Source organism: Corynebacterium senegalense (genome assembly GCF_900411315.1).
Classification (GTDB): Bacteria; Actinomycetota; Actinomycetes; order Mycobacteriales; family Mycobacteriaceae; genus Corynebacterium; species Corynebacterium senegalense.
On the sequence record NZ_LS990887.1, the window covers coordinates 1,715,046 to 1,740,635 of the forward strand.

Consider the following 25,590-nt stretch of genomic DNA (forward strand, 5'->3'; position numbering starts at 1 on the left):
CATGGCCCGGAGGCGCGCCCTAGTGGCCGCGGGCGGAAAGCCACTCCTGCTGCGCGTCGTAGCTCAGGGGCACGGAGTCGCTGTGAGTAGCGTCGGGCACTTCGCGGTACTCCACGGTCGCGCCGTTGGACTCCCACACCTTGATCACGGACTTGAGCGACTCGCGGTTGATGGTGGTGTCCTTGTCGCCTGCGACGATGAAGACGGGGCCCTGCGGGTGCATGAGCTCGAGGCGCTGCTCGTCGAGCAGGTCCTGCATGGGTTTGGTGTTGGCTTTGGAAATGAAAAGCTCCCCGCCGGAGGTGTCGGCGACCTCGTCGCGCAGCTCGGGGAGGGTGAGCTTTTCCGCCTTATCGACGAGCTCAGCGCCGCGCTCACTGAGGAAGTCCTCGGCGTGCACGCCCTCGAAGGCGTTGAGTGCGCCGGCGATGACGATGGGGAAGAAGCGCACGGCAGTGCCCCTGAGCATGCGGGCGACGTCAACGGGGCGCACACCCATGAGGCGCAGGTTCTTGTTCACCAGCTCGGTGTCGCCCGGGGCGATGGCGATGGTGGCCACCATGCCGTCCGCGGGGTTGTCCGCGGCGGCGAGGGCGGCGTAGCCGCCCTGGCTGAAGCCGACGTTGAGCCAGGACGGCTGCGCCGCGAACTTGTCCACGGTCTCCTCGACCAGGCGGTTGATGGAGGAGGCCAGGGAACCGCGGTGCATGTAGGTGGCTCCGACCTCCTCCACGCCGAGGCCCTCGTAGTCGGGCTGGGTGACGATGTAGCCCTCGTCAACCCAGCGCTGCAGGTACTCGGTCCAGGGGGTGATGTAGCGCTCGATCGGGTCGCCCGCGGTGTGGAGAGACGGGGCGCTCTTGGTGGACAGGCCGGTGGTGCCGTGGGCCCAACTGAGGATGGCGGTGCCCTCGCGGACGGTGTCCGGCACGGTGACAAGGCCCGTCATGGGGACAGACCCGCGGGCCCCCTCCGCGGTGTAGCGCACCCGGTAGGTGGCCGCGCCTGTGGGGGCAGCAGGCACGTCAGCGGGGGAGACCTCCTCCCATTCGGCGGCGAGGTAGGTGTCCTGATCTGCGGTGTTGCTCATGGCGGTCCTTAGCTCCAATTGCGGGCCGGAATGTTAATTTTGCAATCCTTATTTACAGGGCTTTTCCACACTCTAGACTTCCGCCACGCGCGACGGGAGAGGTTCGTTAGCGAACCCGCCAGGTTCTCATGAATCAGTACAATCGTCCAACACCCCCGAATTGGGGTGATATGGGCGGTTTCGTGACCTGTGCACACCGGCTGAAATTTTCGAGTATTCTTACCTGCTCTTTGGTAGGAGGCCATGCGTTAACTCGGCGTTTACGTATTACGCTTTGATAACCGCAGGTGGCCGTCCCCTTAAGTAGATTCTGAGCAAACTGTCCTTCGGCCTCGCTAACTTTCTTACTCACAAGCTGCAAAAATCATGTGCGCGAGGTGGTTGACGGCTTGCGAGATTGTGGCAATATTTGTCTTGCGACGCCCCGCGGGGTGTCAGAATCTGCCACGATCGCCATACTTTTGGCACCACATCCGTAAGGGGATTTCACATGGATCTCGATCTCATCATCACTCACCTCGATAACTTCGTCGACACCTGGAAGGGCTGGGGCAAGGTCGTCGGGGGCCTGCAGAGCCTCCTGGACTATGACTTCGCGAAGCTCGTCGGCCTCTCCTCCGGCTTCGACGACGCTGGCGCTGAGCTTGTCGGCACCTCCAGCAAGATTGAGCTGAGCAGCGGCCTCATCAACATCGACGAGGCTGCTGGCGAGTAACAGCGCCTCGGCACCTCAGTCACCCCCCACCTTCCCTCTAAGGAGACAATCATGGATACTTCTTCCGCTATCGCAAACGCCCTCGACGGCTCCAGCGCCCTCAACCTCGGCTCCTCCGTCGCTTCTATCGCTCTCGCGCCGTTCGATGCTCTCATCGACTTCATGGGTCCGTTCGTCCAGATCGCTGACGGTCTCTCCACCCTCCTGGGTCTGATCGCGTAACTCATCACCCGCAGAAAAAGCCGCAATTGCTTCTCCACCCCGCGCGGGGTGGAGTTTTTTCTTGCTTACCCGAAGGCCTTCGCGCCCAGCGCAGGGCAGGTGTCCGCGCTAAAATTGTTAGCATGGCTGACCACAAAGATGACGACATGCCGATGCTCGACCTCGCCCAGACCGAGGGCTACTGGGTCGATGACTCCGACGAGGACGATCCCGTCCTCCTGAAGGCCGACGGCACCCCGATCGAGACGTGGCGCGAGAACTACCCCTACGACGAGCGGATGAGCCGCGACGAGTACGAAAAGGTCAAGCGCGCGCTGCAGATCGAGCTGCTGAAGTGGCAGAACTGGACCAAGGACACCGGGCAGCGCCACATCATCATCTTTGAGGGCCGCGACGCCGCCGGCAAGGGCGGCACCATCAAGCGCTTCAACGAGCACCTCAACCCGCGCGGCGCGCGGACGGTCGCGCTGGAGAAGCCGTCGCCGCGCGAGAGCACCTCGTGGTACTTCCAGCGCTACATCCAGCACTTCCCCTCCGCCGGCGAGATCGTCTTCTTCGACCGCTCCTGGTACAACCGCTCGGGCGTCGAGCGCGTCATGGGCTTCTGCACCGAGTCGCAGCACGCCGAGTTCCTCCGCGAGGTGCCCATGCTGGAGAACATGATCCTCGGCTCCGGCATCTCGCTGACGAAGTTCTGGTTCTCCGTCACCCAGAAGGAACAGCGCACGCGCTTCGCCATCCGCCAGGTCGACCCGGTGCGCCAGTGGAAGCTCTCGCCGATGGACCTCGCCTCCCTGGACAAGTGGGACGACTACACCCGCGCCAAGGAGGAGCAGTTTCGCTACACGGACACGGACGAGTCGCCGTGGATCACCATCAAGTCCAACGACAAGAAGCGCGCCCGCATCAACGCGATGCGCTACATCCTCAGCAAGTTCGAGTACACCAACAAGGACCACGAGCTGGTTGGGGAACCGGACCCCTTGATTGTGAAGCGCGGCCGCGACCAGATCGGCGACTAATGCTCGTCACCACCGAAACGCGTGGCGATGTCGCGGTGCTCACCATCAACCGCGACGAGAAGCGCAACGCCATCAGCGTGGCGCTTGCCCGCGAGCTCGCCGGGGCGGTCCGCGCGGCGGGGGAGAATCATCGCGCCATCTTGCTCACCGGTGCCGGATCCGTGTTCAGTGCGGGTGCGGACCTCAGCGAGGACAAGGTCGGTGGTTCCTTCTTCGCCGAGTTCAACGAGCTGACACGAGCTTTGCGACGTTCCCCCGCCCCCGTCGTCGCCTTCATCAACGGCCCCGCCATCGGCGCCGGCCTCATGCTGAGCATGGCGTGCGACATCCGCGTGCTCGGCCCCGCGGCGTCCTTCCGCATTCCCGTGGGCGACATGGCCATCGGCGTCGATGCCTGGACGGTGGAGACCCTCGCCGATCTCGTCGGGGGGTCGCTCGCCCGGGCGATGCTGCTCACCGGGATGACGCTCAGCCGGGAGGTGGCCGTGGGCTGCGGTTACGGACTGGCGGGGGAGGGGCTGGACGACGCCGTCGAGCTGGCGGCGCTCGCCGCGTCCAAGGCGCCGCTGACGCTGCAGTGCATCAAGAAGCAGTTCGCGCCCGACCTCCATTCGGAGGACGAGCGCGATGCAGCGGTGCGCGCGGCGTTCGCGTCGGACGATCTGGTGGAGAGCACCCGCGCCCGCGCGGAGGGCCGGCCCCCGCGCTTCACCGGCCGGTAGGGGCTACGCAGCCTCGGCCGGGTGCGGGTTCTTACGCTCGGAGCGGTCGAAGGCGAGCATCGCAACGCCCGCGATCATCCACGCGCTGAGCACCCACCACGGGCGGGCGGCGCCGCCGCCGTCGAAGAACGCGAGGGAGCGGATGAGGAAGCCGGTCGCGCCGATCGGCATCAGCTGGCCGAGGGTGGACCAGCCGGCGGGCAGGAGCCACGGGCCCGTCGCCAAGCCTGAGAGCGGGTTGGCGACGAAGATCGTTAGGATCGCGCCGATGGCGACACCCGCCGTGCCGATCAGCGCAGCCATTCCCGCGGTGAGCATGGAGGTGGCGGCGATGCCCATGGCGATGCCCAGCCACTCCTTCCAGACGTTTCCGCCGAGGGTGCCGTAGATGCCGTGCAGCATCCACACGGCGACACCGGCTCCGAGCAGGGCGATCGCGGACAGAGCGGCGATCTTCAGCCACTTGTGGCCACGCAGGATGAAAGTGGACAACGCCGCGGAGACGACTCCGCCGAACGCCAGCGGTAGGCCCAGCAGGTTGACGCCGGTTGCCTGGGGGTCCTCCTGGGTGGTGGGGGCGAGGTCGGTGACCTCGACGGTCTGGCCGGCGGCGCGCATCTTCTCGGCCATTCCGGTGAGCATTTGCACGTAGGGGGCACCGTTGCCGGTGGCGGTGTAGACCGTGCTGCCCTGCGGGTCGATCACGACGGCACCCACGGCCTCCCGCTCGTGCACCTGGCGCTGCGCCTCCTCGGAGGAATCCACGCGGACGAACTCCGGGTGCTCCTCCTGCTGCTCGGCCTGCTGGGTGATCTGGTCGACGGCCTGGGCGGGGCCGGTGATGGCGATCGGCACATTCGAGGGGCCGGAGTGGAAGGTGGGGGTGAGGAAGGCCCAGAGCATGAGCCCGATGACGATGGGGATACCGAAGGTGAGGGCGAGCGCCTTCATCACCGTTTCCTTCGGCGGCTTCGTGTTGTGCGACGACTTTACCGTGGTGGTCATGGTTTCTCCTTCAGGTGGAACACGGTGTTCCAGATTGACTAAATGGAGCATAGTGTTTCATTTTTGCGCCTGTCAACCTATGCTGGAAAAAATGAGGAAAGACGCGGAAGAAAACCGGGTGGCCATCGTCGCCGCGGCGCGCGATCTCTTCGCGCGGGAAGGGATCGACGTCTCCATGCGCGCCATCGCGAAAGAGGCCGGGGTGGGCGTGGCGACGGCCACCCGCCACTTCCCTGACCGCGACGGTCTCCTCGAGGCCGTCATCGGCAACGCCCTCGCCAGCGTTGACGCCGTCATCGCCGAGCACATGCCGCGTTTCAGCGCCGATCCCTCGGGCACGTGGTCCGACACCATCCACGCCATCGTCGATCTGGCACTGCCCGTCGTGGCGCAGCAGATCTTCCCCACCTTCGCCGGGCGGGAGATGGACGGGATAGTGGAGCGTAATACCGCCGAGCTCGAGCGCATCTACCGTCCGCTGCTCACCGCCGCCTCGTCCCGTGGGCTATGTCCCCCCGACCTGCCCGCGGTGCAGTTTCACCTGGGGATCATCGCACTGTCGCGGCCCTTGCCAGCCCCCGCCGATAAGCTCTTCCCGGACGAGATGAACTGGCTTGTCGACGTCTTCATCAACGGGTTGAAGCCGTAGCTGCGTTCGCTGTGCGGTGTGGCGTAACCCCCGTGTGCATTACGGGGGCGTCGCGAAGCCTCTAAATGCGGGAGAACGCCTCGAGATCCTCCGGGCTGCCCGCCACGACGATGAGGTCGGTGGGGGAGAGCACGTCGCCCGGGTGGAAGGGCTGCCACTTGCCGGCGCCCGTGCGCACCGACACCACCTGGACGCGGTGCTTGTTCCACAGCTTCTCCGCGTCGCACGGGCCGTTGAGCAGCACCCGGGGCGGGGCCATCTTGATAATGCCGTAGTTCTCGGCCAGCTCGGCGAAGTCCTGGAAACGCCCGCCCAGCAGGTGGGCCACGCGGCGGCCCGTGTCGTGCTCGGGGCGCACCACGTGGTGCACGCCGAGCTGGTGCAGGATGCGCGCGTGCGACTCCGAGTCCGCCTTCGCCCAGATGTCGGGCACGCCCAGCTCCACGAGGTTGGAGGCGGTGAGGATGGACGCCTCGAGGGCCGAGCCGATGCCCAGCACCACGCGCTCCATCTCGTCCACTCCGAGCTGGCGCAGCGCCTCGGCGTCGGTGGTGTCGGCCACGACGGCGTCGGTAAGCCCTGCCGAGTGCTCGCGCACGAGCCGCTCGTCGGCGTCGATGCCGAGCACCTCCACGCCGTAGCGGGTCAGCTCGTAGGCCAGCGAGCCACCGAAGCGGCCCAGGCCGATCACGACGACCGGGGGAATGTCGATCTTCTGCTTGCTCTTGAGAAGCGAGCCGGGGAAGTTAGCCAATGAACGGCCTTTCTACGGGGTAGTCGAACCTGCGGACAACGTTACGCGTGGCGAGCGCCGCCACAAGAGTGAACGGGCCGACGCGCCCGAGGAACATCAGCAGGCAGAGCACGAGCTGGGAGGGCGTGCTCAGCGACGCCGTGATGCCCGTGGACAGGCCCGAGGTGGCGAACGCCGAGATGACCTCGAAGCTGACCTGGTCGCCGGTGAACTGGGGGTCGAAGATGCGCAGCGCTGCGACGCCGAAGGTCACGGCGCACACGCCCGCGGCGGCGACCGTCATGGCCTGGCGCACCACCGACTTCGGCACAGTGCGGTGGCCCACCGTGGTGTCGCGGCGGCCGCGGAACTCGGCGAACATCGCGGCGAGCAGGACGACAGCCGTGGTCAGCTTGATGCCGCCGGCAGTGCCCGCCGAGCCGCCGCCGATGAACATGTAGATGTCCGTGACCATCAGCGTGATCGGGTGAGCGACGGCGTAGTCCACCGAGTTGAAGCCGGCCGTCCGGGGCGTGACGCCGCAGAAGAAGGCGTTGAGCCACCTCACGTCCGTGGACATGCCGCTGAGGAAGCCGCGCCACTCGAGGGCCGCGATGAGAAGCGTGGCGGAGACCACCAGGCACGCCGTGCCGGCGAGCGTGATGCGGGTGGTCACCGACAGGCGGCGGGTGCTCACCGGGTGGCCGCGGAGTCGGCCGGCGATACGCTCGCGCAGGCGCCGGAAAAGCTCCGACAGCACCGGGTAGCCCAACCCGCCGATCATGAGAGCGCCGGCCAGCGGGAGGATGATCCAGCCGTCGGCGTTGTAGGAGATCAGGCTGTCCGAGCGCAGGCCGAAGCCCGCGTTGTTGAACGCGGAGATCGCGTGGAAGATGCCCTCCCACACCGCGCGCAGCGCCGTCATGTCGTAGCCGATGTAGAAGCGCAGGCCCACGATGACGGCCACGACCGTCTCGAATAAAAGCGTGAGGGCCAGCGTGGCCAGCAGCGTGCCGCGGATGCTGCCCTGGAAGATCGGGCGGCCCTCGGCGGCGGTGGAGAAGCGCGAGCGCAGCTTGACCCGCCCCGTGATGAGCATGCCCGTCAGCGAGGTGATGCTCATGATGCCCAGGCCGCCGGCCTGGATGAGGCAGAGCACGATGATCTGGCCCCACAAGCTCCAGTGGCTGCCGGTGTCCTCCACCACGAGCCCGGTCAGGGTGGTGGCGGAGGTTGCCGTGAAGAACGCGGCCATCGGGTCGGTCATGGTGCCGTCGGCCGAGGCGAACGGCAGACACAGCAGGAGCGTCCCGCCCAGGATGAGGGCGAGGAAGCCTGCCGCCGTCAGCTGGGCCGGGCCCAGCCAACGTGAAGAGGTTTTATGATCCACTGACGGGATCTTAATCCAGCGGAGCCGCCGCCGACACCGCTAGACGGGTTCGATCGGGTTGCCCTGCCACACCGTGCCCGCCGGGACCTGGTCCCCGCGCATCATCAGCGAGCCCGGCCGCACCGTCGCGCCCGCCCCGATCGTCGAGGCCGGCAGCGCCACCGAGTGCGCCGCGAGCGTCGCACCCTCCTCGATGGTCACGGTGTCCAGGCTCATCACGCGGTCCTGGAACAGGTGCGTCTGCACCACCGTGCCCGGGCCCACGCTCGCGCCGCGGCCCACCACGCACAGATCCGTCTCCGGGAACCAGTAGGAATCCACCCACGCGCCCCGGCCCACCTTCACGCCGAGGGCCCGCAGCGCGAGGTTCATCTCGCCCGTGCCGTAGGCGTGGACGAAGAACCACGGCGCGGCGACCAGCTCGATGAACTGGTCCTGCAGCTCGTTGAGCCAGACGAACCAGCTGTACAGCGGGTGCTCGCCCGCCACGTGCCGGCCCACGCAGACCCACTTGGCCACGCACGCCATCGCCACCGCGCCCGCGCCGCAGGCCATGTAGATTAGCCCGCCCAGCGCGTAGGCCCAGAAACCGAGCTCCACCAGCGCGTAGTGGACGCCCACCACGAACGCCGCGACGAGCATAGCGTTGCCCATCGGAGCGAGCAGCCGCATCGTCTCGATCACGCCGCGCTTGCGCTTCACGCTCGCCGAGGGCTTGTACGTCAGGGACTCGCCCCCGGCCGCCTCCACCTCCACGCGGCGCATCCGCTCCGGAGGGGAACCCCACCAGTTCGAGCCCGCCTTCGACTTCTTCGGCGTCGACGACAGCACCGCCACCAGCGAGTTCTTCGCCAGCTTGCGCCCCGGCATCGTGATGCCGGAGTTGCCCACGAAGGAGCGCTTGCCCACGGTCGTCTCGCCCGTGCGCACCCAGCCGTGGCCCAGCTCGTAGGTGCCCACCAGGGTGTCGTCGGCCAGGAAGGCGCCGTCCTTCACCGTGGTCAGCTTCGGCACCAGCACCGCGGTGGAGATCTCCACGTCGCGGCCCACCGTCGCGCCCAGCGAGCGCAGCCACGCCGGGGTCAGAGCGCCCGCGTAGAGGGGGAAGAGGCGGGTGCGGGCGTCGTCAAGCAGGCGCGTGACCGTCCACAGCTTCCAGCCCTGCCGCGAGCGCACCGGGGCGACCCCCGGGTGGATGCCGCGCGAGAGCACGCGCACGCCCAGCCACGTGAACACTATCGACGCCCCGAGGTAGCACAGCCCGCCCAGCGGCGCGAAAAGCACCGCGCCGACCGCGGGGTGGCCCCCGGTGAGCCGGATCAGCCCCAGCACCACCGCGACGCCCACCGCCAGCGCGGCCACCGGCATCACGGCCAGGGCCAGCGAGGTCAGGCCGTAGGCCCACACCCACAGGCGGCGCCGCGCCGGGCGGTGGTCCGGGAAGCGGTGCTTCGAGCGGCCCACCTTGCGCGCCGGCGAGCCCGCCCAGCGCGCGCCCTTCTTCACGGGCTTGTCGCCGGTGACCGTCGAGCCGGCCTCGATGTGGGCACCGGCGTGGATGTCCGTGCCCGGCATGAGCGTCGAGCGCGCGCCCACGCGGGCCTCCTCGCCGATGGACACGGCGCCCACGCGCAGGATGTCGCCGTCGAGCCAGTAGCCCGACAGGTCCACCTCCGGCTCCACGGCGGCGCCCGGGCCGAGGGTGAGCAGGCCCGTTGTCGGGGGAAGCGTGTGCAGGTCCACCCCGCGGCCCACCTTCGCTCCCAGCAGGCGGGCGAAGTAGGCCACCCACGTCGAGCCGGAGATGTTCAGCGCGCCCGAGGCGTGCACCCAGCGCTCCGCGGCCCAGAGACGCAAGTGGGTCGTGCTGCCGCGCGGGTAGTCGCCGGGGGTGATGCGGCCGCGGATCAGCCGCACGCCGAGCGCGCCCACGTGCAGGCGGCCCAGCGGGGTGCACAGCACGACGAAGAGCACGGCGAGCGCCGCCCAGCTCAGGTGCACGAGGCCGAGCGCGTTGGCCACGATCGCCCACCACGTGACGTAGGTGGCGGCCTGCAGCGTCATCGCCGGGACCTGGATGAGGGTCTGCGCCAGCCGGGTGCCCGCGCCGACCGGGGTGACGTGGCGCTCCCGGGCGGTCTGCGCCGGGGCGCAGAGCGCGTCGATCCACGTGGCCAGGGCCTCGAGGCGGGGGTGGTCGTAGAGGTCGCGCACCGCGATGGTGGGCACCCGCTCGCGCAGGCGCGCCACCAGCGTCGCCGCCGCCAGCGAGGAGCCGCCGAGCGCGAAGAAGTCGGCGTCGCGCGACTCCACCGGGGCGCCCAGCACCTCCAGCCACACCTGCGCCAGCCAGGACTCCGTCTCGGTCATGCCCTCGACCTCCGCGGAGGCGGGCAGCGGCCACGGCAGGGCTTTCTTGTCCACCTTGCCGGAGGTGCGCACGGGCAGCTCCTCCATGACGTGGATGCGGGGCACGAGCGCGGCCGGCATGAACTCGGTGAGGCGCTCGCGCGCGGCGGCGACGTCCCAGGGCTCGTCGGGGTGGTCCAGCGAGACGTAGCCGACCAGCGCCTTGTCGCCGGCGCCGGTGGTCTGCACCGCCACAGCAGAGTTGTACACGCCGGGCAGGGAGGCGACGTTGGCCTCCACCTCGCCGAGCTCGATGCGCCGCCCGCCGATCTTGACCTGGTCGTCGGCGCGGCCGATGAAGCCCAGGCCGGCGTCGGTGACGCGGACGTTGTCGCCCGTGCGGTACGCGCGCTCCCAGTCGCCCAGCGGGGCGTACTTCTCCGCGTCCTTCGCCGGGTCGAGGTAGCGGGCCAGGCCGACGCCGCCAATGACCAGCTCGCCCCCCGCGCCGGGCTCGCTTTCCAGCACGGTCAGGTCCCAGCCGTCGAGGGCCCAGCCGATGGTCACCGGCTCGCCCGGGGCGAGCTTCGCCGCCGAGGCGACGACGGTGGCCTCGGTCGGGCCGTAGGTGTTCCACATCTCGCGGTCGGGGGTGGCCAGGCGGTCCACCAGCTCCTGCGAACAGGCCTCGCCGCCAACGATGAGCAGGCGCACGTTGTCCAGCGCCTCGGCCGGCCAGAGCCCGGCCAGGGTGGGCACCGTGGAGACCACGGAGATGTCCCGGCGGATCAGCCACGGGCCGAGGTCCTGGCCCGAGCGCACCAGGGAGCGCGGTGCCGGCACGAGGCAGGCGCCGTGGCCCCAGGCCAGCCACATCTCCTCGCAGGAGGCGTCGAAGGCCACCGACAGCCCGGCTAGCACGCGGTCGTCGGGGCCGAGCGGCTCGTCCTGGCAGAACAGCCGGGCCTCGGCGTCGACGAAGGCGGCGGCGCTGCGGTGCGTCACGGCCACGCCCTTCGGGGTGCCCGTGGAGCCGGAGGTGAAGATGATCCAGCAGTCGTCGTCGAGGTGGGGCAGCTCGGTGTCCCCGCCGTGGCCCCTGCGCGGCGGGGTGAGCGAGCGGAAGCCCTCGTCGGTGAAGATGCCGTCGATGGCAGCCTCGCCGAAGACGATCTCGGCGCGCTCGTCGGGGTCGTCGGCGTCGACGGGCACGTAGGCGCAGCCCGCCCACATGGTGCCCAGGATCGCGATGTAGAGCTCGCGCGTGCCGGAGGTCATGCGCACGCCGATGCGGTCGCCGCGGCGGATGCCGTGGCGGTGCAGCTCGGCGGCGACGTCGCGCACGCGCTCGAGTAGTTCGGCGTAGGTGAGGACGTCGCCGTCGTCGATGGCCGCGGCGTCGGGGTAGGCCGTGGCGGTGGCCGTGAGGACGTCGATAAGCGTGCGTGGGGGAGGGGCGAGGTGGCTTCGTTGCAGCTTATCGGTGGTGCTCATGGCTCCCTAGGATAGTGGGAGTTTGTGGACGGCCAAAATAGTTGGTAGTAGACCAGTAATTTTATTCGGTGTCCTGCGTGTCCTGGGCGTCCTGGTTGTCCTGCAGGATTGCCTTCGACAGCTTCTTCAGGCTCTTGAGGTGCTTATGAGAGGTCGCGTCGAGGGCGCGCTCCTCCGCCGCGGCGACGTTCGCCGCCAGCTCCGCCTGCGCCTTGCCGCCCTTCTTCGTCGGGGAGACGATCTGGCGGCGGCGGTCCTTCGGGTCGCGCTCGCGCTTGACCCAGCCGTGGGTCTCCAGCGAGTCGATGAGCCGCACCATGTCGGAGGCGTCGATGGCGAGCAGTTCGGAGAGCTGGGTCTGCGAGCAGGGGCGCTCCGCCACGCAGGTGAGGATCCAGAACTCGCGCATCGTCGCGTTGTGCGCGGCGAGGGTGCGCTCGACCTCGTCCTTCGTGTGGCGGCGGACCCGCTCGATCTGGAAGGAGGGTGACTTGGTCAGCGCGGAGGGAAGCTCGACGAATGTGGCCATACGCCCCAACTTAGCGCGCGGCCGTGGAGGAGTAAAACAGTTGGCCCCTCCAACGATTCGCGCTTGTCGACGCCCTACTTCTGCGTCGGGAGCCCCGCGTCGAGCCAGGCGGTCGTGCCGCCCTTGACGTTGATCGCGTTGTCCCAGCCAAGGGCCTGCTCGAAGTATTCGCAGGCCTGGGCGGAGCGGCCGCCGGAGTGGCAGATGATGTAGGCGTCGCGGTCGGGGTCGATCTGGGTGTAGAGGGAGGTGAGCTCGCTGAGGGGGAGGTTGACCGCCCCGGCGGCGTGGCCAGCGGCGTACTCGTCGCGCTCGCGGACGTCGATGATCTGTGCGTCGGAGGGGACTTCCTGGACGGTGACGTTTCTCATGTGCGCGATGCTACAGGCGTGGCGTTGGGCGCGCCGTCGCAAAAAGGCTAAAGTTGCAATTGAGACTTTAGTTTACGGTCCCGGGTTGCCCGCCCGGCGGCCGACGACCCGAGGAGTTGACGCAATGAAGCGCACCCGCACAACCGTCCTGGCCGCGAGCCTCGCAGGGGTGCTCGCGCTCGCCGCCCCCGCCGCGATCGCCCCGGCTGCCGGCGCGGCCGACCTTCCGGCGGAGACGACCGCCGCCACCGGCGAGGAGTACTTCCTCAACCAGGAGGGCACCCACTACGTCCCCTCCGCTGACGCCGTGGCGACCCCGTTCGCCGAGCTCGACAGCGCGACCCGCGAGAAGTCCGTCCCTGTCGACGCCGCCGAGGCCGCCGGCCTGAAGGGCGTGAGCGGCGCGGACGCCGCCGCCGAGTCCCCGGCCAAGGAGGTCACCCCGGCCGGAGACGGCGCCCCCGCCGAGCGGCCCTTCTCCAAGGACGACGTCTCCGCCGACTCCGAGCACCCCGTCGCGGCCGGGCTCATCGCCCTGCCCTCCGTGCTCTCGATCGACGGCAGCACGTACTACCTCAACGCCGACGGCGAAACCTACGTCACGGACATGGAGCGCATAGGCGCCGAGCCCACCGAACAGGAGCGCGCCGCCTCCAACGACCTGCTCTCGCGCAACAGCGCCGAGGTGGGCCGGCAGGCGATCGCCGAGGCTAAGGCCGGAGGCGCGGCGGCCCCCGCGCCCGCCGCGGGCGTGCAGGTGAGCAACACCGCCCAGGACGCGCCGGCGCCGGCTGAGGCAACTACGGCGCCCGCTGCAGACACCTCGGCCGAGGCCCGCGGCATGGCCGCGCAGACCGGCTCCAACACCGCCGCCCGGGCCCTTGCCGCCCTCCTGGTCGCCTCCGTCATCGGCGCCGCCGCCTTCGCCTTCGGCCGCCGCCGCCTCATCTAGGCCGCGCCGGGGAGGAAACCGGGCCCCGACGCGCTACCTTTTTCCCATGCGTCCGCACTCGGTGAACCCCCATGGCTGACCCCGGTTACCGCCCGCGCGAGACCCCGCTGGCACCGCTGGTGCCGGCGGCCCCGCGCAGAACCCGCCCTCCGCGGCGGGTTTTTGTGCTGCGCCGCGTCGTCGCGCTTCTGGTGCTTCTGCTCGTCCTCGTCGTGGCGGTCCGCGCCTGCGGCGGGCCCGATGGGCCGGCGGGGGAGGGCGCTGCGCCGTCGGTGTCTTCCACTGTGTCCCCGCCTTCGTCCCCGTCGCCCTCGCCCAATACGGCCGCACCCTCCCCGATCGCCGCTCCGGCGTCGACAAGCGTTGCCGAAAGCCGCCCGGTGGAGATGGCCGTGCCCTCGATCGGGCTGCGCGCCGGGTTCGAGGCGGGCGACTGCCGCGTCGTCGGGGAGGCCCTGGACCCCGCGACCCTGCGCGAGGCCTGCGCCTACACCTCCCCGGACCGCCCATACTCCCTGCCCGGTTCCGCCGCGCGCGACGTCGTGGTCATCGCGGGGCACACGGGCGCCGGCGTGCCCGCCGTGTTCAATTCGCTTTACGACGGCCGGGCCAAGCGCCACAACGTCTCCATCGGCGACGTCCTCTACCTGCGCACGGAGGCCTCGGGCGGCGACTGGCTGACGTACGTGGCCACCGATCTGCACGAGCCGAAGAAGGACGGGCTCGCCGAGTCTGCGGAGATCTGGGGCACGGGCGCTACCCCGGGCCGGCTGCTGACCATCAGCTGCATCCAGCCCGCCAACCCTCTCGCGGACTCGGTGCAGAACGCTGTGGTGGGCTGGCGTTTCGACAGAGTTGTCAGTGAGGAGCAGGTCAGGGCCAACATGGGCGAGTAAGGTGCCCCCAAATTAGGGCAGGGGCGGGTGTTGTCTGTGTGACTGATGTGATTTCAGTGCATCTGAGTTACATTGGAGCGTGACCCTCAACCCTCACTTGAGACTTGATGCTCGGTGGGGTCCCGCGCCCAACGTCCTGGAGCCAGCCATGAAGAACCTCGCCACAACCCTCCCCGCCCTAGCGCTGACCGGTGCGCTGACCTTCGCGGTCGCTCCCTCCGCCGCAGCGCAGTCCGCAGAAGGCGGCAGCAGCGCCGCTGCCACCGAGAGCAGCGCCGCACTGCCCGCCCCCGCCCCGGGCCAGGAAGACCTGCCCCACCTCAAGACCTGGGAGGCGGGCGGCGAGGCCGGCAACTACAAGGACGCCGTCTGGTACTACCACGCCGACCGCACCCACGTCGTTGCCGACGTCAAGAACGTCAACGCCGACATCGCCGCGCTCGGCGAGGACCAGATGACCACCAAGGAGTTCGCCGACGTGGCCGGCTACGCGCAGCCCGAGTCCGGCTCGCAGCAGAACAGCAGCAGCCGCGCAGGCACCTCCTCCGAGGCCAGCCAGTCCGGCCTCACCGCCGAGTCCGTGCTCAAGCTCCTCGCCACCTCCTCCACCCAACCGATGCTCCCGCTCGCCATCGTCGGCGACACCGCCGGCCAGATCAACGGCCAGGAGTGGTACTACAACCGGGACATCAACTTCGTGGTGAACTCCCGCGAGCTGGTGGACAAGGACGTCGCCGGCGGTCAGGGCGGCGTCATGCTCACCGTCGACTTCGCCCGCCAGCTGCAGCGCGCCCTGCCCATCAACGTCGTCCTCGACCAGGGCTCCTCCGCCGCGACCGTGAGCAACACCGCCGACACCGGTGAGACCAACACCAACGCGAACGGCAACGCCAACGCCGGCTCCAGCGCCAACGGCGCCCTCCCCGGCAGCAGCCTGCCCGCCACCGAGACCGGCAACCAGACCGCCGGCGGCTCCAGCGCCACCCTCGGCGGGGAGACGGCCTCCCAGGTGGTCAACGCCGCCCTCGGCTCCTCCAACGGCATCTCCGCGAACGGCTCGATCGAGGGCGGCAGCTCCGCCAGCGACGCCGCCCGCCTCGCCCTCGTCGCCCTGCCGGCCGTGCTCATCATCGGCGGCATCTCCTACTACCTCAACCAGGACGGGCGCACCTACGTGGACAGCTCCTCGCGCACCAGCTCCGCCCCGACCGCGCAGGAGCGCGCCTCCTCGGAGAGCCTGCTGAGCAGCAACCGCCCCGAGGTGCAGCGCCAGTCCCAGGCCGCCCCCTCCATCCAGGTCGCGGCCAACCGCCAAGAGGCCGCCGCCCCGCAGGTCCGCGGCATCAGCGCAGAGACCGGCTCGAACTCCCTGGCCAAGGGCCTGGTGGCGCTCCTGATCGCCTCCGTCCTCGGCGCCGCGGCCTTCCACTTCGGCCGCAAGCAGCTCGTCTAGCGCAGCCGGAGGCGCCGGGTCAGCGCTGAAAGCTTCGGGAACAACGTGACGTGGGCACCCCGCTGGGGTGCCCACTTTCCGTTTTGGGCCGTTTCGGTAGATTTCGCGCCGGAGAGGCATCCTTGAGGGACGAAATGCTCGGCAGGAGGTGCGTGTTGGTCGAGTAGACGCTGAGCTGCACTGCGGTGCGCCCGGCTGGCTTGCATGTTCTCCCGAGCGGGGGCGGGGTGTGCTCCGAGGGGCCGGGTGTTTTTGCAGGGCGCCGGGATGTGGCGCCCAAGGGCCGGGGGTTCGCGCAGCGAAGTGGGGTGCAGCTCGGGGAGAAACGCCATGGTGGTTTCAGGACGGGTTTTTATCGTGGTCCGTGCACAAGCTGATCACGACAGAAAGGAAAAAGCTCGTGTTTGAACACATCCAGAACGCCGCCGATATGGCCCACAACCTCCAGGGGGCGCACCCCATCCAGCACATCCAGGAGTCGGTGCAGAACTTCTTCCGCCCGGCTCCGGAGCCGACGTCCAGCTTCGGGTTGTCGTCGCGCTAACCTGAGCGCGACGAGGTAGCGGGGAGCCGGCCCCCGCTGCACAACGCACGGACAAAGAAATGGGCACCCACCGTGGGTGCCCTTTTCCGTGCTCCGGGTGGCCGGGTGTGGCGTCGAAAAGCCTAGTTCTCGGTCTTGGCTTCCTTCTCGTCCTCGAGGCCCTCGCGGGAGTTGTCGCCGACCTTCTTGAAGTTGTCCAGGGACTCCTGGAAGATGCGCTCGGCCTCCTCGCGGTTGCCCCAGCCGGAGCCCGTGACCTCCTTGTTCGGCTCGAGGTCCTTGTAGTGCACGAAGAAGTGCTCGATCTCGTCCTTGGTGAAGTCGTCGATGTCGTCGATGTCCTGGAAGGAGTCGTAGCGGACGTCGTCGAGGACGCAGAGCAGCTTGTCGTCGCCGCCGGCCTCGTCGGTCATCTTGAACACGCCGATCGGACGCGCGATGACGGTCACGCCCGGGAAGACGGGCTCCGGGGTGATGACGAGAGCGTCGAGCGGGTCGCCGTCGTCGGCGAGCGTGTTGTCGATGAAGCCGTAGTCCGCCGGGTAGGCCATCGGGGTGAACAGGTAGCGGTCGAGGAAGACCTTGCCGGTCTCGTGGTCGACCTCGTACTTGTTGCGGGAACCCTTGGGGATCTCGATGATGACTTCGATGCTCTTGTCGCTCATGTGCGCTCCTTACGTGCTGCAGAGGGTGGAGGAATCTACGGAAAATCATCATACGTGGACTAGTCTTTAGCCCGATGAAGGTATGGACATGGGCAGTCAGCGCGGTCGCCGTCCTCGCGGTCGGAGGGGTCGCGGGCTTTGGGGTGGCCGCGCAGCAGCAGCGGGCGGCGCTCGTCCACGCCCCCGCTTATGAGCTCACCGCGCCCGCCCCGGCGCTCGAGCCCGCAAGCCCCGCGCCTATCGACGCCACCGCGCGCGACGCCGCCCTCGCCGAGCTCGCCGCCGACCCCGCCCTGGCCACCTTCGGCGCCCGGATCTCGTCCGCCGACACCGGCGAGGTGGTCTTTGACAAAGTCTCGGCGGAGCCGCTGCGCCCGGCGTCCTCGACGAAGCTGCTCACCGCCTCCGCCGCGCTGCTCGAGCTCGGCCCCGCCGACACGATCGCCACCGACGTCGTCGCCGGCGCCCACCCCGGCGACGTGGTGATCAAGGCCGCCGGCGACGTGTGGCTGACCGAGGAGAAGATCGACGATCTCGCCGCCCAGATCGGCAGCGCCAACGCGGTCTACGTGGACGTCTCCGCCTGGCCGGAGGAGACGATGCTGCCGGGGTGGAACCCGGAGGACATCGACGGCGGCTACGTCGCCCCGCTCGAGCCGCTCATGCTCAACGGCGGGCGCATCGGCGCCACCGAGGGCGACGTGCCCCGCTCCCACACGCCGGCCCTCGACGTCGCCCGCGCGCTGGCCGACCGGCTCGGCGCCGAGACCGTCGGCTTCGCCCCCGCCCCGGCGGGCGCGGAGAAGGTGGCCGGGGTGGAGTCCCCGAACCTGACCACCCGCCTGCGCGCGATGATGAAGGACTCCGACAACGTCATGGCCGAGGCGATCGGCCGCGAGATCGCCGCGCACCGCGGTACTACCAGCCCCCAGGCCACGCTCGACGTGCTCACCGGGCACGGCTACGACATCACCCACGTCACGCTCTCCGACAGCTCGGGCCTGTCCACCTTCAACCTCATCCCGCCGCGGCTGCTCGACCAGCTGCTCCTCGACGCCGCGCGCAAGGAACCGCTGCGCCCCCTGCTGGCCACCCTGCCCGTCGCCGCGGGCGAGGGCACCCTGCACGACCGCTACGCCGACCTGTCCGGGCGCGGCTGGGTGCGCGCCAAGACGGGCACCCTCGACCAGACCTCCGCGCTGGCCGGGACGGTGACGAGCCGCGTGGGTAACGTCTACACCTTCGCTTTCATGTCCAACGGCAGCGACATCACCGCCGCCCGCGAGGCCATGGACAAGCTCGCCTCGGAGCTGCGGGAGTACTAGATGCAGCCGTTCTGGCCGCGCCGCTCGCCCCACTTCCTCGCCTGCCGGCGCGCCGTGCGCCCGTTTACCGGCCCCGCCGTGATCGGCCTGTCCGGGGGAGCGGACTCCCTGGCGCTGGCCGCGGCTGCCGCCGCGGAGGGCAAGGACGCGCGCGTGGTCGCGGTCGACCACGGCCTGCAGGAGGGCTCCGCCGTCATCGCCGAGCGCGCCGCCGCGCAGGCCCGGGCGTGGGGGCTCGAGGCCGAGGTGGTGCGGGTGCGCGTGCGCGCCGGCAATCTCGAGGCCGCCGCCCGCGAGGCCCGCTACGAGGCGCTGCGCTCCTTCGGCCGCGACGTGTGGGTCGCCCACACCGCCGAGGACCAGGCCGAGACGCTGTTGCTCGGGGCGCTGCGCGGCAACCCCTCTGGCATGGCGCCGAGCGAGGGCGGCATCGTCCGGCCGTTCCTGGGCGTGCGCCGCGCCGACACCGAGGGCGCCTGCGCCGAGCTGGGCGTCGAACCCTGGCACGACCCCATGAACCGCGACCCGTCGTTTCGCCGGGTGCACCTGCGCACCGAGATCATCCCGCAGCTCAGCGAGCTCATCGGCGGCGACGCGGTACCGGCGCTGGCGAAGACGGCGGACCGGATTGCGGAGGAGAGGGCACTGGTGGCGTCGATAAGCGAGCTCTCCGCGACCGACGACTGCGCCGAGCTTGCGCGCGAGCCTGCCCCGATCCGGCGCCGCAGGCTCGTCGCGTGGCTGATCGAACAGGGGGTGGAAGTGCAGGGGGACCAGCTCGAGGCCATCGACGCCCTCGTCACCCGCTGGAGGGGGCAGGGCGGCGTCGCCGTGGGCGGCGGGCGCAGCGTGCGGCGGGCGGCAAACCTGCTGGTGGTTGTCCCCGGCGCCGGGGAAGTGGCAAGATGAGGAAGTTACGCGAGACGCGCGGGCTTGTAAGAAAGGGCACCGATGACCGAGCTTAACCAGGAGCTTAACCACCAGCTGCACGACACCAAGGACTTCAACGTCCCCGCCAACCGCTACGGCGACGACGTGGAGGCGGTCCTCATCCCCGAGGAGGAGCTGCAGGCGCGCATCCAGGAACTGGCCGACATGGTCTCCGAGAAGTACCGCGACGCCGAGCAGGAACTCATCCTCGTCTGCGTACTCAAGGGGGCGGTGTTCTTCCTCACCGACTTCGCCCGCAAGCTCGACATCCCCTGCCAGCTCGAGTTCATGGCCGTGTCCTCCTACGGCAACTCGACCACCAGCTCGGGCGTCGTGCGCATCCTCAAGGACCTGGACAAGGACATACAGGGCCGCGACGTGCTCATCGTCGAGGACATCATCGACTCCGGGCTGACCCTGTCCTGGCTGATGAAGAACCTGCGTGGGCGCCAGCCGCGCTCCCTCAACGTGATCACCCTGCTGCGCAAGCCCGAGGTGCAGACCGCGAAGGTGGACCTGCTCGACATCGGCTTCAACATCCCCAACGAGTTCGTCATCGGCTACGGCCTCGACTACGCCGAGCGCTACCGCGACCTGCCCTACGTGGGCACCCTGCACCCGCGCGTCTACGGCGGCGAAGTCGAGGAAGCCGTCCACGCGGACATCCAGGCGAGCGAGATCTAGGCCACCGGCCGACCGCCTCTGCCACCCTTACTGAACATCACAGAACACAGGACTACATGGACAACAAAAAAGTGCTGCGGTGGGGCCTCACCGGCGCCGTCGCCCTCATCGTTCTCTACCTGTTCACGCTGATCGGGGACGACACCCGCACCTACCAGACGGTGGACACCTCCGTCGCCCTGCAGCAGCTGCAGGACGGCAACGCCGAGAAGGTGCAGATCGACGACCGCGAGCAGCGCGTCCGCATCGACCTGCGCGAGCCCATCACCGTCAAGGAGCGCGACGGCGTCGAATCCGTCATGGCGCAGTACCCCGCGCGCACCACACCCGAGATCTTCGACGCGGTGCGCGACTCGGGGGCGGACTCCTACAAGACCAACGTGACGCAGGAATCCTTCCTCATGTCCATGTTGGGCTTCATGCTGCCGATGATCCTCATCTTCGGCCTGCTGTCCTACTTCATGTACCGCATGCAGGCCGGCGGTGGCATGTTCGGAATCGGCGGCTCCAAGGCGAAGCAGCTGACCAAGGACAACCCCACCAACACCTTCGCCGACGTCGCGGGCGCCGACGAGGCCGTCGACGAGCTGCAGGAGGTCGTCGACTTCCTGCAGAACCCGCAGATCTACGAGAAGCTCGGGGCGAAGATCCCGCGCGGCGTGCTGCTCTACGGCCCGCCCGGAACGGGCAAGACCCTCATCGCCCGCGCGGTCGCGGGCGAGGCCGGGGTGGCTTTCTTCACCATCTCCGGCTCCGACTTCGTGGAGATGTTCGTCGGCGTGGGCGCCTCCCGCGTGCGCGACCTGTTCAAGCAGGCGCGCGACAACGCGCCCTGCATCATCTTCATCGACGAGATCGACGCCGTCGGCCGCCAGCGCGGCTCCGGCATGGGCGGCGGCCACGACGAGCGCGAGCAGACCCTGAACCAGCTGCTCGTGGAGATGGACGGCTTCGGCGACCGCGAGGGAGTCATCCTCATCGCCGCGACCAACCGCCCCGACATCCTCGACCCGGCGCTTCTGCGCCCGGGCCGCTTCGACCGCCAGATCCCCGTGACCAACCCGGACCTGGCCGGACGCCAGCAGATCCTCAAGGTCCACGCCAAGGACAAGCCGCTCGGCCCCGACGCCGACCTCAACGCGCTGGCCAAGCGCACCGCCGGCATGTCCGGCGCTGACCTGGCCAACGTGCTCAACGAGGCCGCGCTGCTCACCGCCCGCATCGGCGGCAACGTGATCACCGCCGACGCGCTGGAGGAGGCCACCGACCGCGTCATCGGCGGGCCGCGCCGCAGCTCCAAGATCATCTCCGAGAAGGAGAAGAAGGTCACCGCCTACCACGAGGGTGGCCACACCCTGGCCGCCTGGGCGCTCAGGGACATCGAGCGCGTGTACAAGGTGACCATCCTCGCCCGTGGCCGCACCGGCGGCCACGCCATGACGGCGCAGGAGGACGACAAGGGAATGTACAACCGCGACGAGCTCTTCGCCCGGCTCGTCTTCGCGCTCGGCGGGCGCGCCGCCGAGGAGCTCGTCTTCGGCGAGCCCACCACCGGCGCCAGCTCGGACATCGAGCAGGCCACCAAGATCGCCCGCGCGATGGTCACCGAATACGGCATGTCCAGCGTCCTGGGCACCGTCAAGTACGGCTCCGAGGACGGCGACCCCTTCTCCGGCCGCGGCGGCGGAGGCTCCCTCGAGTACTCCCCGGCGGTCGCCGAGACCATCGACAGGGAAGTGCACGAGCTTCTCGACGTCGCCCACCAGCGCGCCTACACCATCCTCTCCGAGCACCGCGACTACCTGGACCGCCTGGCCACGGTGCTGCTGGAGAAGGAGACCGTGCGACGCCCCGACCTTGAGGACATCTTCGAGGGCATCGAGCCGCAGGGTTCCGGCCTGCCGGCTGTCGACGCCCGCTTCACCGCCCAGCCCGGCCGCGAGCCCGTGCTCACCCCGGTCGAGCTGGCCGAGGCCCGCGGCGAGGAACCCCCGAAGAAGGTCACCCTCCTGGAGATGTCCCGCGAGGCCCGCAAGCGCCGCACGGCCGAGCGCGGCCAGGCCCCGGCCCTGGACACCATCACCGCCGGCGGCTCCTCCAAGTGGCGCGCCGGAAAGAGCACGGGTGCCGGCCCCGCGGGCGGCTACGGCGGGCCCACGCCCCCGCCCGGCTGGACCTACACAGGCGCCGAGCAGCGCACCGAGGTGCTGCCCGGGCCGGGGACCGACACGCGGGACGCGGAGCAGGCTCAGGCCGAGAACCAGGCCCAGCACCCGGGCGTGCGCAACTACGGCGACGGCGCGCAGCCCGCGCGCCCGCGCCACGCCGCCGAGCCTGACCGAGAGCGCGAGCCGCTGATCGGTTTCCAGCTGCCCGAGAACGAGCGGCCCGGCGAGCCCGACAAGGAGCGCGGCGTGAAGGAGCACGGCCCAAAGGAGCCGGGCCCCTCGGACGCCCCGACGTCGGAGATCCCCCGGGTGGACGCGGGGGACGTCGCCAAGCCTGAGACCACCGAGCTGACCCCGCCGAACCCCCGGGAGGAGGACCCCGATGAGCGAAACTAACTTCGACCGGGAGCGCGCCGAGGCCGCCGTGCGCGAGCTGCTGCTCGCCGTGGGGGAGGACCCCGACCGGCCCGGCCTCGAGGAGACGCCCGCCCGCGTCGCCCGCGCCTACGAGGAGGTCTTCGCCGGGCTGCACACCGACCCCACCGAGGTGCTGAACAAGAGCTTCGCCGAGGATCACAGCGAGCTCGTCCTCGTGCGTGACATCCCGATCTACTCCACCTGCGAGCACCACCTCGTTCCCTTCTACGGCAAGGCGCACATCGGCTACATTCCCGGGCCGGAGGGCAAGGTGACCGGCCTGTCCAAGCTGGCGCGGCTCGCGGACCTCTACGCGAAGCGCCCGCAGGTGCAGGAGAGGCTGACCAGACAGATCGCCGACGCGCTCGTCGAGAAGCTAGGCGCGCAGGCGGTCATCGTGGTCATCGAGTGCGAGCACCTGTGCATGGCGATGCGCGGCATCCGCAAGCCCGGATCCACCACGACGACCTCGGCGGTGCGCGGCGGCTTCAAGACGAACGCCGCCTCGCGCGCCGAAGTCCTGAGCCTGATTAGGAGCTAGAACGTGACCACCGTGCAGGACCTGACGGTGCCCGGCCGCACGACCGTGATGGGCATCGTCAACGTCACCGAGGATTCCTTCTCCGACGGGGGCCGCTGGCTCAACGTCGACGACGCCGTCGAGCACGCCCGCGAGCTCGTGCGCCTGGGCGCCGACATCATCGACGTCGGAGCCGAATCCACCCGCCCGGGCGCGACCCGCGTGCCCGCCGACGTGGAGGCGGCCCGGGTGCGCCCCGTGATCGCGGCGCTGCACGAGGAGGGCATCCGCACCTCCGTGGACACCATGCGCGCCTCCACCGCCCTCGTCGCCGCCGAGGCCGGGGTGGACCTCATCAACGATGTCTCCGGCGGCCTCGCCGACCCGGACATGTACGCGGCGATGGCGCAGACGGGCCTGCCGGTGTGCCTCATGCACTGGCGCGCCGACGCCTTCGTCAACGCCTCCGGCGCCGCCGACCACGGCGGCGACGTGGTGCGCGACGTCCAGCAGATTCTCGCCGCGCTGGCTGACAACGCCGTGGCCGCCGGTGTCGACCCCGCCCAGATCACCGTGGACCCCGGGCTGGGCTTCGCCAAGACCGCCGCGGACAACTGGGCGCTGCTCGCCGCCCTGCCGGAGTTCGTCGCGGGCGAGTTCCCGGTGCTCGTCGGCGCCTCCCGCAAGCGCTTCCTTACCGCCGTGCGCAAGGACCGCGGCCTGGCTCACACCCCCGTGGACGCCGACCCCGCCACCGCGGCCGTGACCGCCCTGTCCGCGCAGGCCGGGGCGTGGTGCGTGCGCGTCCACGAGGTGGCCGTCTCCCGCGACGCCGTCGACGTCGCCGCCGCCTGGAAGAACGGGGGCAGGTAAGTGGCGGACCGCATCGAGCTGAAGGGCCTGAAGGTCCACGCCAACCACGGGGTGCTGCCCCACGAGACCGAGCACGGCCAGGCGTTCAGCCTGGACCTCGTCTGCTGGCTCGACTTCCGCGAGGCGGCCGCGGGCGACGACCTGACCAAGACCGTCAACTACGCCGAGCTGGCCCAGCTGGCCCACGACGTTGCCGCGGGCACCCCGCGCCAGCTCATCGAGACGGTCGCCTCCGAGATCGCCGACACCGCGCTCGCGCGCTACCCGCAGCTGCACGCCATCGAGGTCACGCTGCACAAGCCGCACGCGCCGATCCCGCTCGTTTTCGACGACGTCGCCGTCGTCGCGCGCCGGAGCAGGAAGGCCCGGCCGTGAGGGCGGTCATTTCCGCAGGCTCCAACATGGAGGACTCCCGGGCTCACCTGGCCCGCGTCGCCGCCGAGTTCGCCCCCGACCTCGTCGCCGCCAGCTCCGTTTACGCCACCGCCCCCTGGGGCGGGGTCGACCAGCGCGACTTCCTCAACCAGACATTCATCATCACGCTTGACGACGCCCCCTCCGCCCCCCGCGAGCTTCTCGCGCGCTGCCAGCGCCTCGAGCGCGAGGCCGGCCGCGTCCGCGACGTGCGCTGGGGCCCGCGCACCTTGGACGTGGACATCGTCGGCATCGAGGGCGTGACCTCGGACGATCCGGTGCTCACGCTGCCCCACCCGCGCGCCGCGCAGCGCGCGTTCGTGCTCGTCCCCTGGCTGGAAATCGACCCGGATGCCAAGCTGGGAGGGGAAACGGTGGCCGGGCTCGTCGACAAGCTCGGCCCCCTGGAAGGCGAACAGGAGGTGAGGCGGCTGTGACGCGCACACCCGTGGCGGGCCTCGTCGCGCTCGCCGGATTCTGCACTGCCGCGTCGTTCATCCTCGTGCGGCGCTTCTACGGCATGCTCACGGCGGTGGACCTGACGCTGTCGATGACGCTGTGGATCATCGCGGCCGTGTGCCTGTTCATCGCCTACATGGTGAAGAAGCGCCGCGAGGAGGGCAAGGTCGGGCTGGACCGCTCGCAGCTCAACCCCATGATGGCGGCGAACTTCATGCTGCTGGGCAAGGCCAGCGCGTGGTCGGGGGCCGTGTGCGGCGGTATCTTCGCCGGCCTGCTCGTCTACGTCGCGCCGCGCGCCTCCCAGCTCGCCGCGGCCGGGGCGGACCTGCCCGGGGTCGTCTCGGGCGTGCTGGGCGGCGCGGCGCTGGCGGCGGCGGGCGTGGTGCTGGAGCGCAGCTGCGAGGTGTCGCCCCCCACTGACGGGGAGGCGGTTCAGTAAGGTGTGGGGCATGAGTGCCGAGAATCCGAAGAGTGACAGCGGGAACATCTGGATCGTTCTCCCCTTCGCACTGGCAGTGCTGGGCACGGTGGTCATGCTGTTCACCAACTCGGCCAACATGCTCAAGGCGTCGCTCATCCTCGCCCTGTGGGCGGCGGCCGCCGGCATCATCCTGACCAGCCGGCTGCGCCGGGACCGCGACGAGGCGCAGCGCGCCCTCGCCGACCACGACAGGCGCCACCGCGCCGAGCTCGACGCCGCCAAGGCGCGGGGCGAGGCCGACCGCGCCGCCCTGGCGCTGGCCCGCAACGACGAGGACATCCCCGTCGGCGTGGACGTGGAGGTGCTCCGCGAGATCCAGGCCGAGCTGGCCGCCCTGCGCGCGCAGCTGGAGGAGATGGCGGGGCGCCAGTTCGAGTACGAGCCCGCCGCGCTGCGCGCCGAGGCGCGGCGCATCGCGGAGCTCGGCACCGCCGAGCCAGCCCGCCAGCCCGCGCGCGAACCCGAGGCGGAGACGGTCGTGCCGGAGGAACCGGCTGCCCCCGCCCGCCCCGAAG

General features: G+C 69.8%; 27 protein-coding genes. 19 read left to right on the forward strand and 8 right to left on the reverse strand.

The features are described 5' to 3' along the window. Positions 1–19: 19 nt before the first annotated feature. Complete coding sequence (locus DYZ02_RS08275) at positions 20–1,090, reverse strand: lipase family protein (RefSeq protein WP_115685816.1); 1,071 nt, start codon at positions 1,088–1,090, stop codon at positions 20–22. A 490-nt stretch (positions 1,091–1,580) separates the two neighbouring features. Here DYZ02_RS08275 and DYZ02_RS08280 point away from each other — a divergent pair, with 490 nt between their 5' ends. The 4 genes from DYZ02_RS08280 (at position 1,581) to DYZ02_RS08290 (ending at position 3,771) form a co-directional block, all read left to right on the forward strand. After that, a complete protein-coding gene (locus tag DYZ02_RS08280) occupies positions 1,581–1,805 on the forward strand; it encodes a hypothetical protein (protein WP_115685817.1) in 225 nt (74 codons plus the stop codon). Positions 1,806–1,856: 51 nt separating this feature from the next. Next, positions 1,857–2,027 carry a hypothetical protein gene (locus DYZ02_RS11400; RefSeq protein WP_181896935.1) on the forward strand — a complete coding sequence of 57 codons (171 nt, stop codon included), beginning with the start codon at positions 1,857–1,859 and terminating at the stop codon, positions 2,025–2,027. Between the two features lie 122 nt (positions 2,028–2,149). After that, a complete protein-coding gene (gene ppk2 / locus DYZ02_RS08285; RefSeq protein ID WP_115685818.1) occupies positions 2,150–3,049 on the forward strand; it encodes a polyphosphate kinase 2 in 900 nt (299 codons plus the stop codon). Next, a complete protein-coding gene (locus DYZ02_RS08290) occupies positions 3,049–3,771 on the forward strand; it encodes an enoyl-CoA hydratase-related protein (protein WP_115685819.1) in 723 nt (240 codons plus the stop codon). The genes ppk2 and DYZ02_RS08290 overlap by 1 nt, the downstream gene beginning before the upstream one ends. A 3-nt stretch (positions 3,772–3,774) precedes the next feature. On the opposite strand, the gene DYZ02_RS08295 is transcribed toward DYZ02_RS08290, so the two are convergent. Further along, positions 3,775–4,776: an ABC transporter permease gene (locus DYZ02_RS08295; RefSeq protein WP_245945727.1), complete on the reverse strand. Its 1,002-nt coding sequence runs from the start codon at positions 4,774–4,776 to the stop codon at positions 3,775–3,777. 91 nt (positions 4,777–4,867) lie between these two features. On the opposite strand from DYZ02_RS08295, the gene DYZ02_RS08300 reads away from it, so the two are divergent. After that, complete coding sequence (locus tag DYZ02_RS08300; protein ID WP_181896936.1) at positions 4,868–5,425, forward strand: TetR/AcrR family transcriptional regulator; 558 nt, start codon at positions 4,868–4,870, stop codon at positions 5,423–5,425. 61 nt (positions 5,426–5,486) lie between these two features. Here DYZ02_RS08300 and DYZ02_RS08305 read toward each other — a convergent pair whose 3' ends face one another. The 5 genes from DYZ02_RS08305 to DYZ02_RS08325 form a co-directional block, all read right to left on the reverse strand. After that, positions 5,487–6,179 (reverse strand): potassium channel family protein, encoded by a 693-nt coding sequence (locus DYZ02_RS08305; RefSeq protein ID WP_115685822.1) that lies wholly within the window; start codon positions 6,177–6,179, stop codon positions 5,487–5,489. Then, entirely contained in the window at positions 6,172–7,548 is a 1,377-nt protein-coding gene (locus DYZ02_RS08310; RefSeq protein WP_115685823.1) for a TrkH family potassium uptake protein, read from the reverse strand. The genes DYZ02_RS08305 and DYZ02_RS08310 overlap by 8 nt, the downstream gene beginning before the upstream one ends. Positions 7,549–7,587: 39 nt before the next feature. Continuing rightward, complete coding sequence (locus DYZ02_RS08315; protein WP_115685824.1) at positions 7,588–11,391, reverse strand: Pls/PosA family non-ribosomal peptide synthetase; 3,804 nt, start codon at positions 11,389–11,391, stop codon at positions 7,588–7,590. Positions 11,392–11,452: 61 nt separating this feature from the next. After that, complete coding sequence (locus tag DYZ02_RS08320; protein ID WP_115685825.1) at positions 11,453–11,920, reverse strand: MarR family winged helix-turn-helix transcriptional regulator; 468 nt, start codon at positions 11,918–11,920, stop codon at positions 11,453–11,455. A 74-nt stretch (positions 11,921–11,994) separates the two neighbouring features. Then, positions 11,995–12,291 carry a rhodanese-like domain-containing protein gene (locus DYZ02_RS08325; protein WP_115685826.1) on the reverse strand — a complete coding sequence of 99 codons (297 nt, stop codon included), beginning with the start codon at positions 12,289–12,291 and terminating at the stop codon, positions 11,995–11,997. Between the two features lie 124 nt (positions 12,292–12,415). On the opposite strand from DYZ02_RS08325, the gene DYZ02_RS08330 reads away from it, so the two are divergent. From DYZ02_RS08330 to DYZ02_RS11405, 4 genes are all read left to right on the forward strand, one after another. Next, positions 12,416–13,243, forward strand: a complete 828-nt coding sequence (locus DYZ02_RS08330; RefSeq protein ID WP_115685827.1) for a hypothetical protein — start codon at positions 12,416–12,418, stop codon at positions 13,241–13,243. Between the two features lie 71 nt (positions 13,244–13,314). Further along, entirely contained in the window at positions 13,315–14,139 is an 825-nt protein-coding gene (locus DYZ02_RS08335; RefSeq protein ID WP_115685828.1) for a sortase family protein, read from the forward strand. A gap of 148 nt (positions 14,140–14,287) precedes the next feature. Then, entirely contained in the window at positions 14,288–15,592 is a 1,305-nt protein-coding gene (locus tag DYZ02_RS08340; RefSeq protein WP_115685829.1) for a hypothetical protein, read from the forward strand. 400 nt (positions 15,593–15,992) lie between these two features. Further along, entirely contained in the window at positions 15,993–16,136 is a 144-nt protein-coding gene (locus tag DYZ02_RS11405; protein ID WP_181896937.1) for a hypothetical protein, read from the forward strand. Between the two features lie 122 nt (positions 16,137–16,258). On the opposite strand, the gene DYZ02_RS08345 is transcribed toward DYZ02_RS11405, so the two are convergent. Beyond that, positions 16,259–16,801, reverse strand: a complete 543-nt coding sequence (locus DYZ02_RS08345; protein ID WP_115685830.1) for an inorganic diphosphatase — start codon at positions 16,799–16,801, stop codon at positions 16,259–16,261. A gap of 74 nt (positions 16,802–16,875) precedes the next feature. On the opposite strand from DYZ02_RS08345, the gene dacB reads away from it, so the two are divergent. The 10 genes from dacB to DYZ02_RS11595 all read left to right on the forward strand — a co-directional run. Then, on the forward strand, positions 16,876–18,126 hold the full coding sequence (dacB, locus tag DYZ02_RS08350) for a D-alanyl-D-alanine carboxypeptidase/D-alanyl-D-alanine endopeptidase (RefSeq protein WP_115685831.1): 1,251 nt from the start codon (positions 16,876–16,878) through the stop codon (positions 18,124–18,126). Continuing rightward, positions 18,127–19,035 (forward strand): tRNA lysidine(34) synthetase TilS, encoded by a 909-nt coding sequence (gene tilS / locus DYZ02_RS08355; protein WP_115685832.1) that lies wholly within the window; start codon positions 18,127–18,129, stop codon positions 19,033–19,035. It abuts the gene before it with no gap. A gap of 75 nt (positions 19,036–19,110) precedes the next feature. Further along, positions 19,111–19,740 (forward strand): hypoxanthine phosphoribosyltransferase, encoded by a 630-nt coding sequence (gene hpt / locus DYZ02_RS08360; protein WP_115686436.1) that lies wholly within the window; start codon positions 19,111–19,113, stop codon positions 19,738–19,740. A gap of 56 nt (positions 19,741–19,796) precedes the next feature. Next, a complete protein-coding gene (gene ftsH, locus DYZ02_RS08365; protein ID WP_115685833.1) occupies positions 19,797–22,304 on the forward strand; it encodes an ATP-dependent zinc metalloprotease FtsH in 2,508 nt (835 codons plus the stop codon). Further along, entirely contained in the window at positions 22,291–22,866 is a 576-nt protein-coding gene (gene folE / locus DYZ02_RS08370) for a GTP cyclohydrolase I FolE (RefSeq protein WP_115685834.1), read from the forward strand. The genes ftsH and folE overlap by 14 nt, the downstream gene beginning before the upstream one ends. A gap of 48 nt (positions 22,867–22,914) precedes the next feature. Beyond that, a complete protein-coding gene (gene folP / locus DYZ02_RS08375; RefSeq protein WP_115686437.1) occupies positions 22,915–23,718 on the forward strand; it encodes a dihydropteroate synthase in 804 nt (267 codons plus the stop codon). After that, the gene (folB, locus tag DYZ02_RS08380) at positions 23,719–24,093 is read left to right on the forward strand and encodes a dihydroneopterin aldolase (protein ID WP_115685835.1); all 375 of its coding nucleotides are present in this window, start codon (positions 23,719–23,721) and stop codon (positions 24,091–24,093) included. Further along, positions 24,090–24,569: a 2-amino-4-hydroxy-6-hydroxymethyldihydropteridine diphosphokinase gene (folK, locus tag DYZ02_RS08385; protein ID WP_115685836.1), complete on the forward strand. Its 480-nt coding sequence runs from the start codon at positions 24,090–24,092 to the stop codon at positions 24,567–24,569. The genes folB and folK overlap by 4 nt, the downstream gene beginning before the upstream one ends. Next, positions 24,566–25,033: a DUF3180 domain-containing protein gene (locus tag DYZ02_RS08390; RefSeq protein WP_115685837.1), complete on the forward strand. Its 468-nt coding sequence runs from the start codon at positions 24,566–24,568 to the stop codon at positions 25,031–25,033. The genes folK and DYZ02_RS08390 overlap by 4 nt, the downstream gene beginning before the upstream one ends. A 10-nt stretch (positions 25,034–25,043) precedes the next feature. Next, positions 25,044–25,590: DUF6779 domain-containing protein (locus tag DYZ02_RS11595; protein ID WP_342767219.1), on the forward strand; the 547-nt coding region annotated here is incomplete at its 3' end.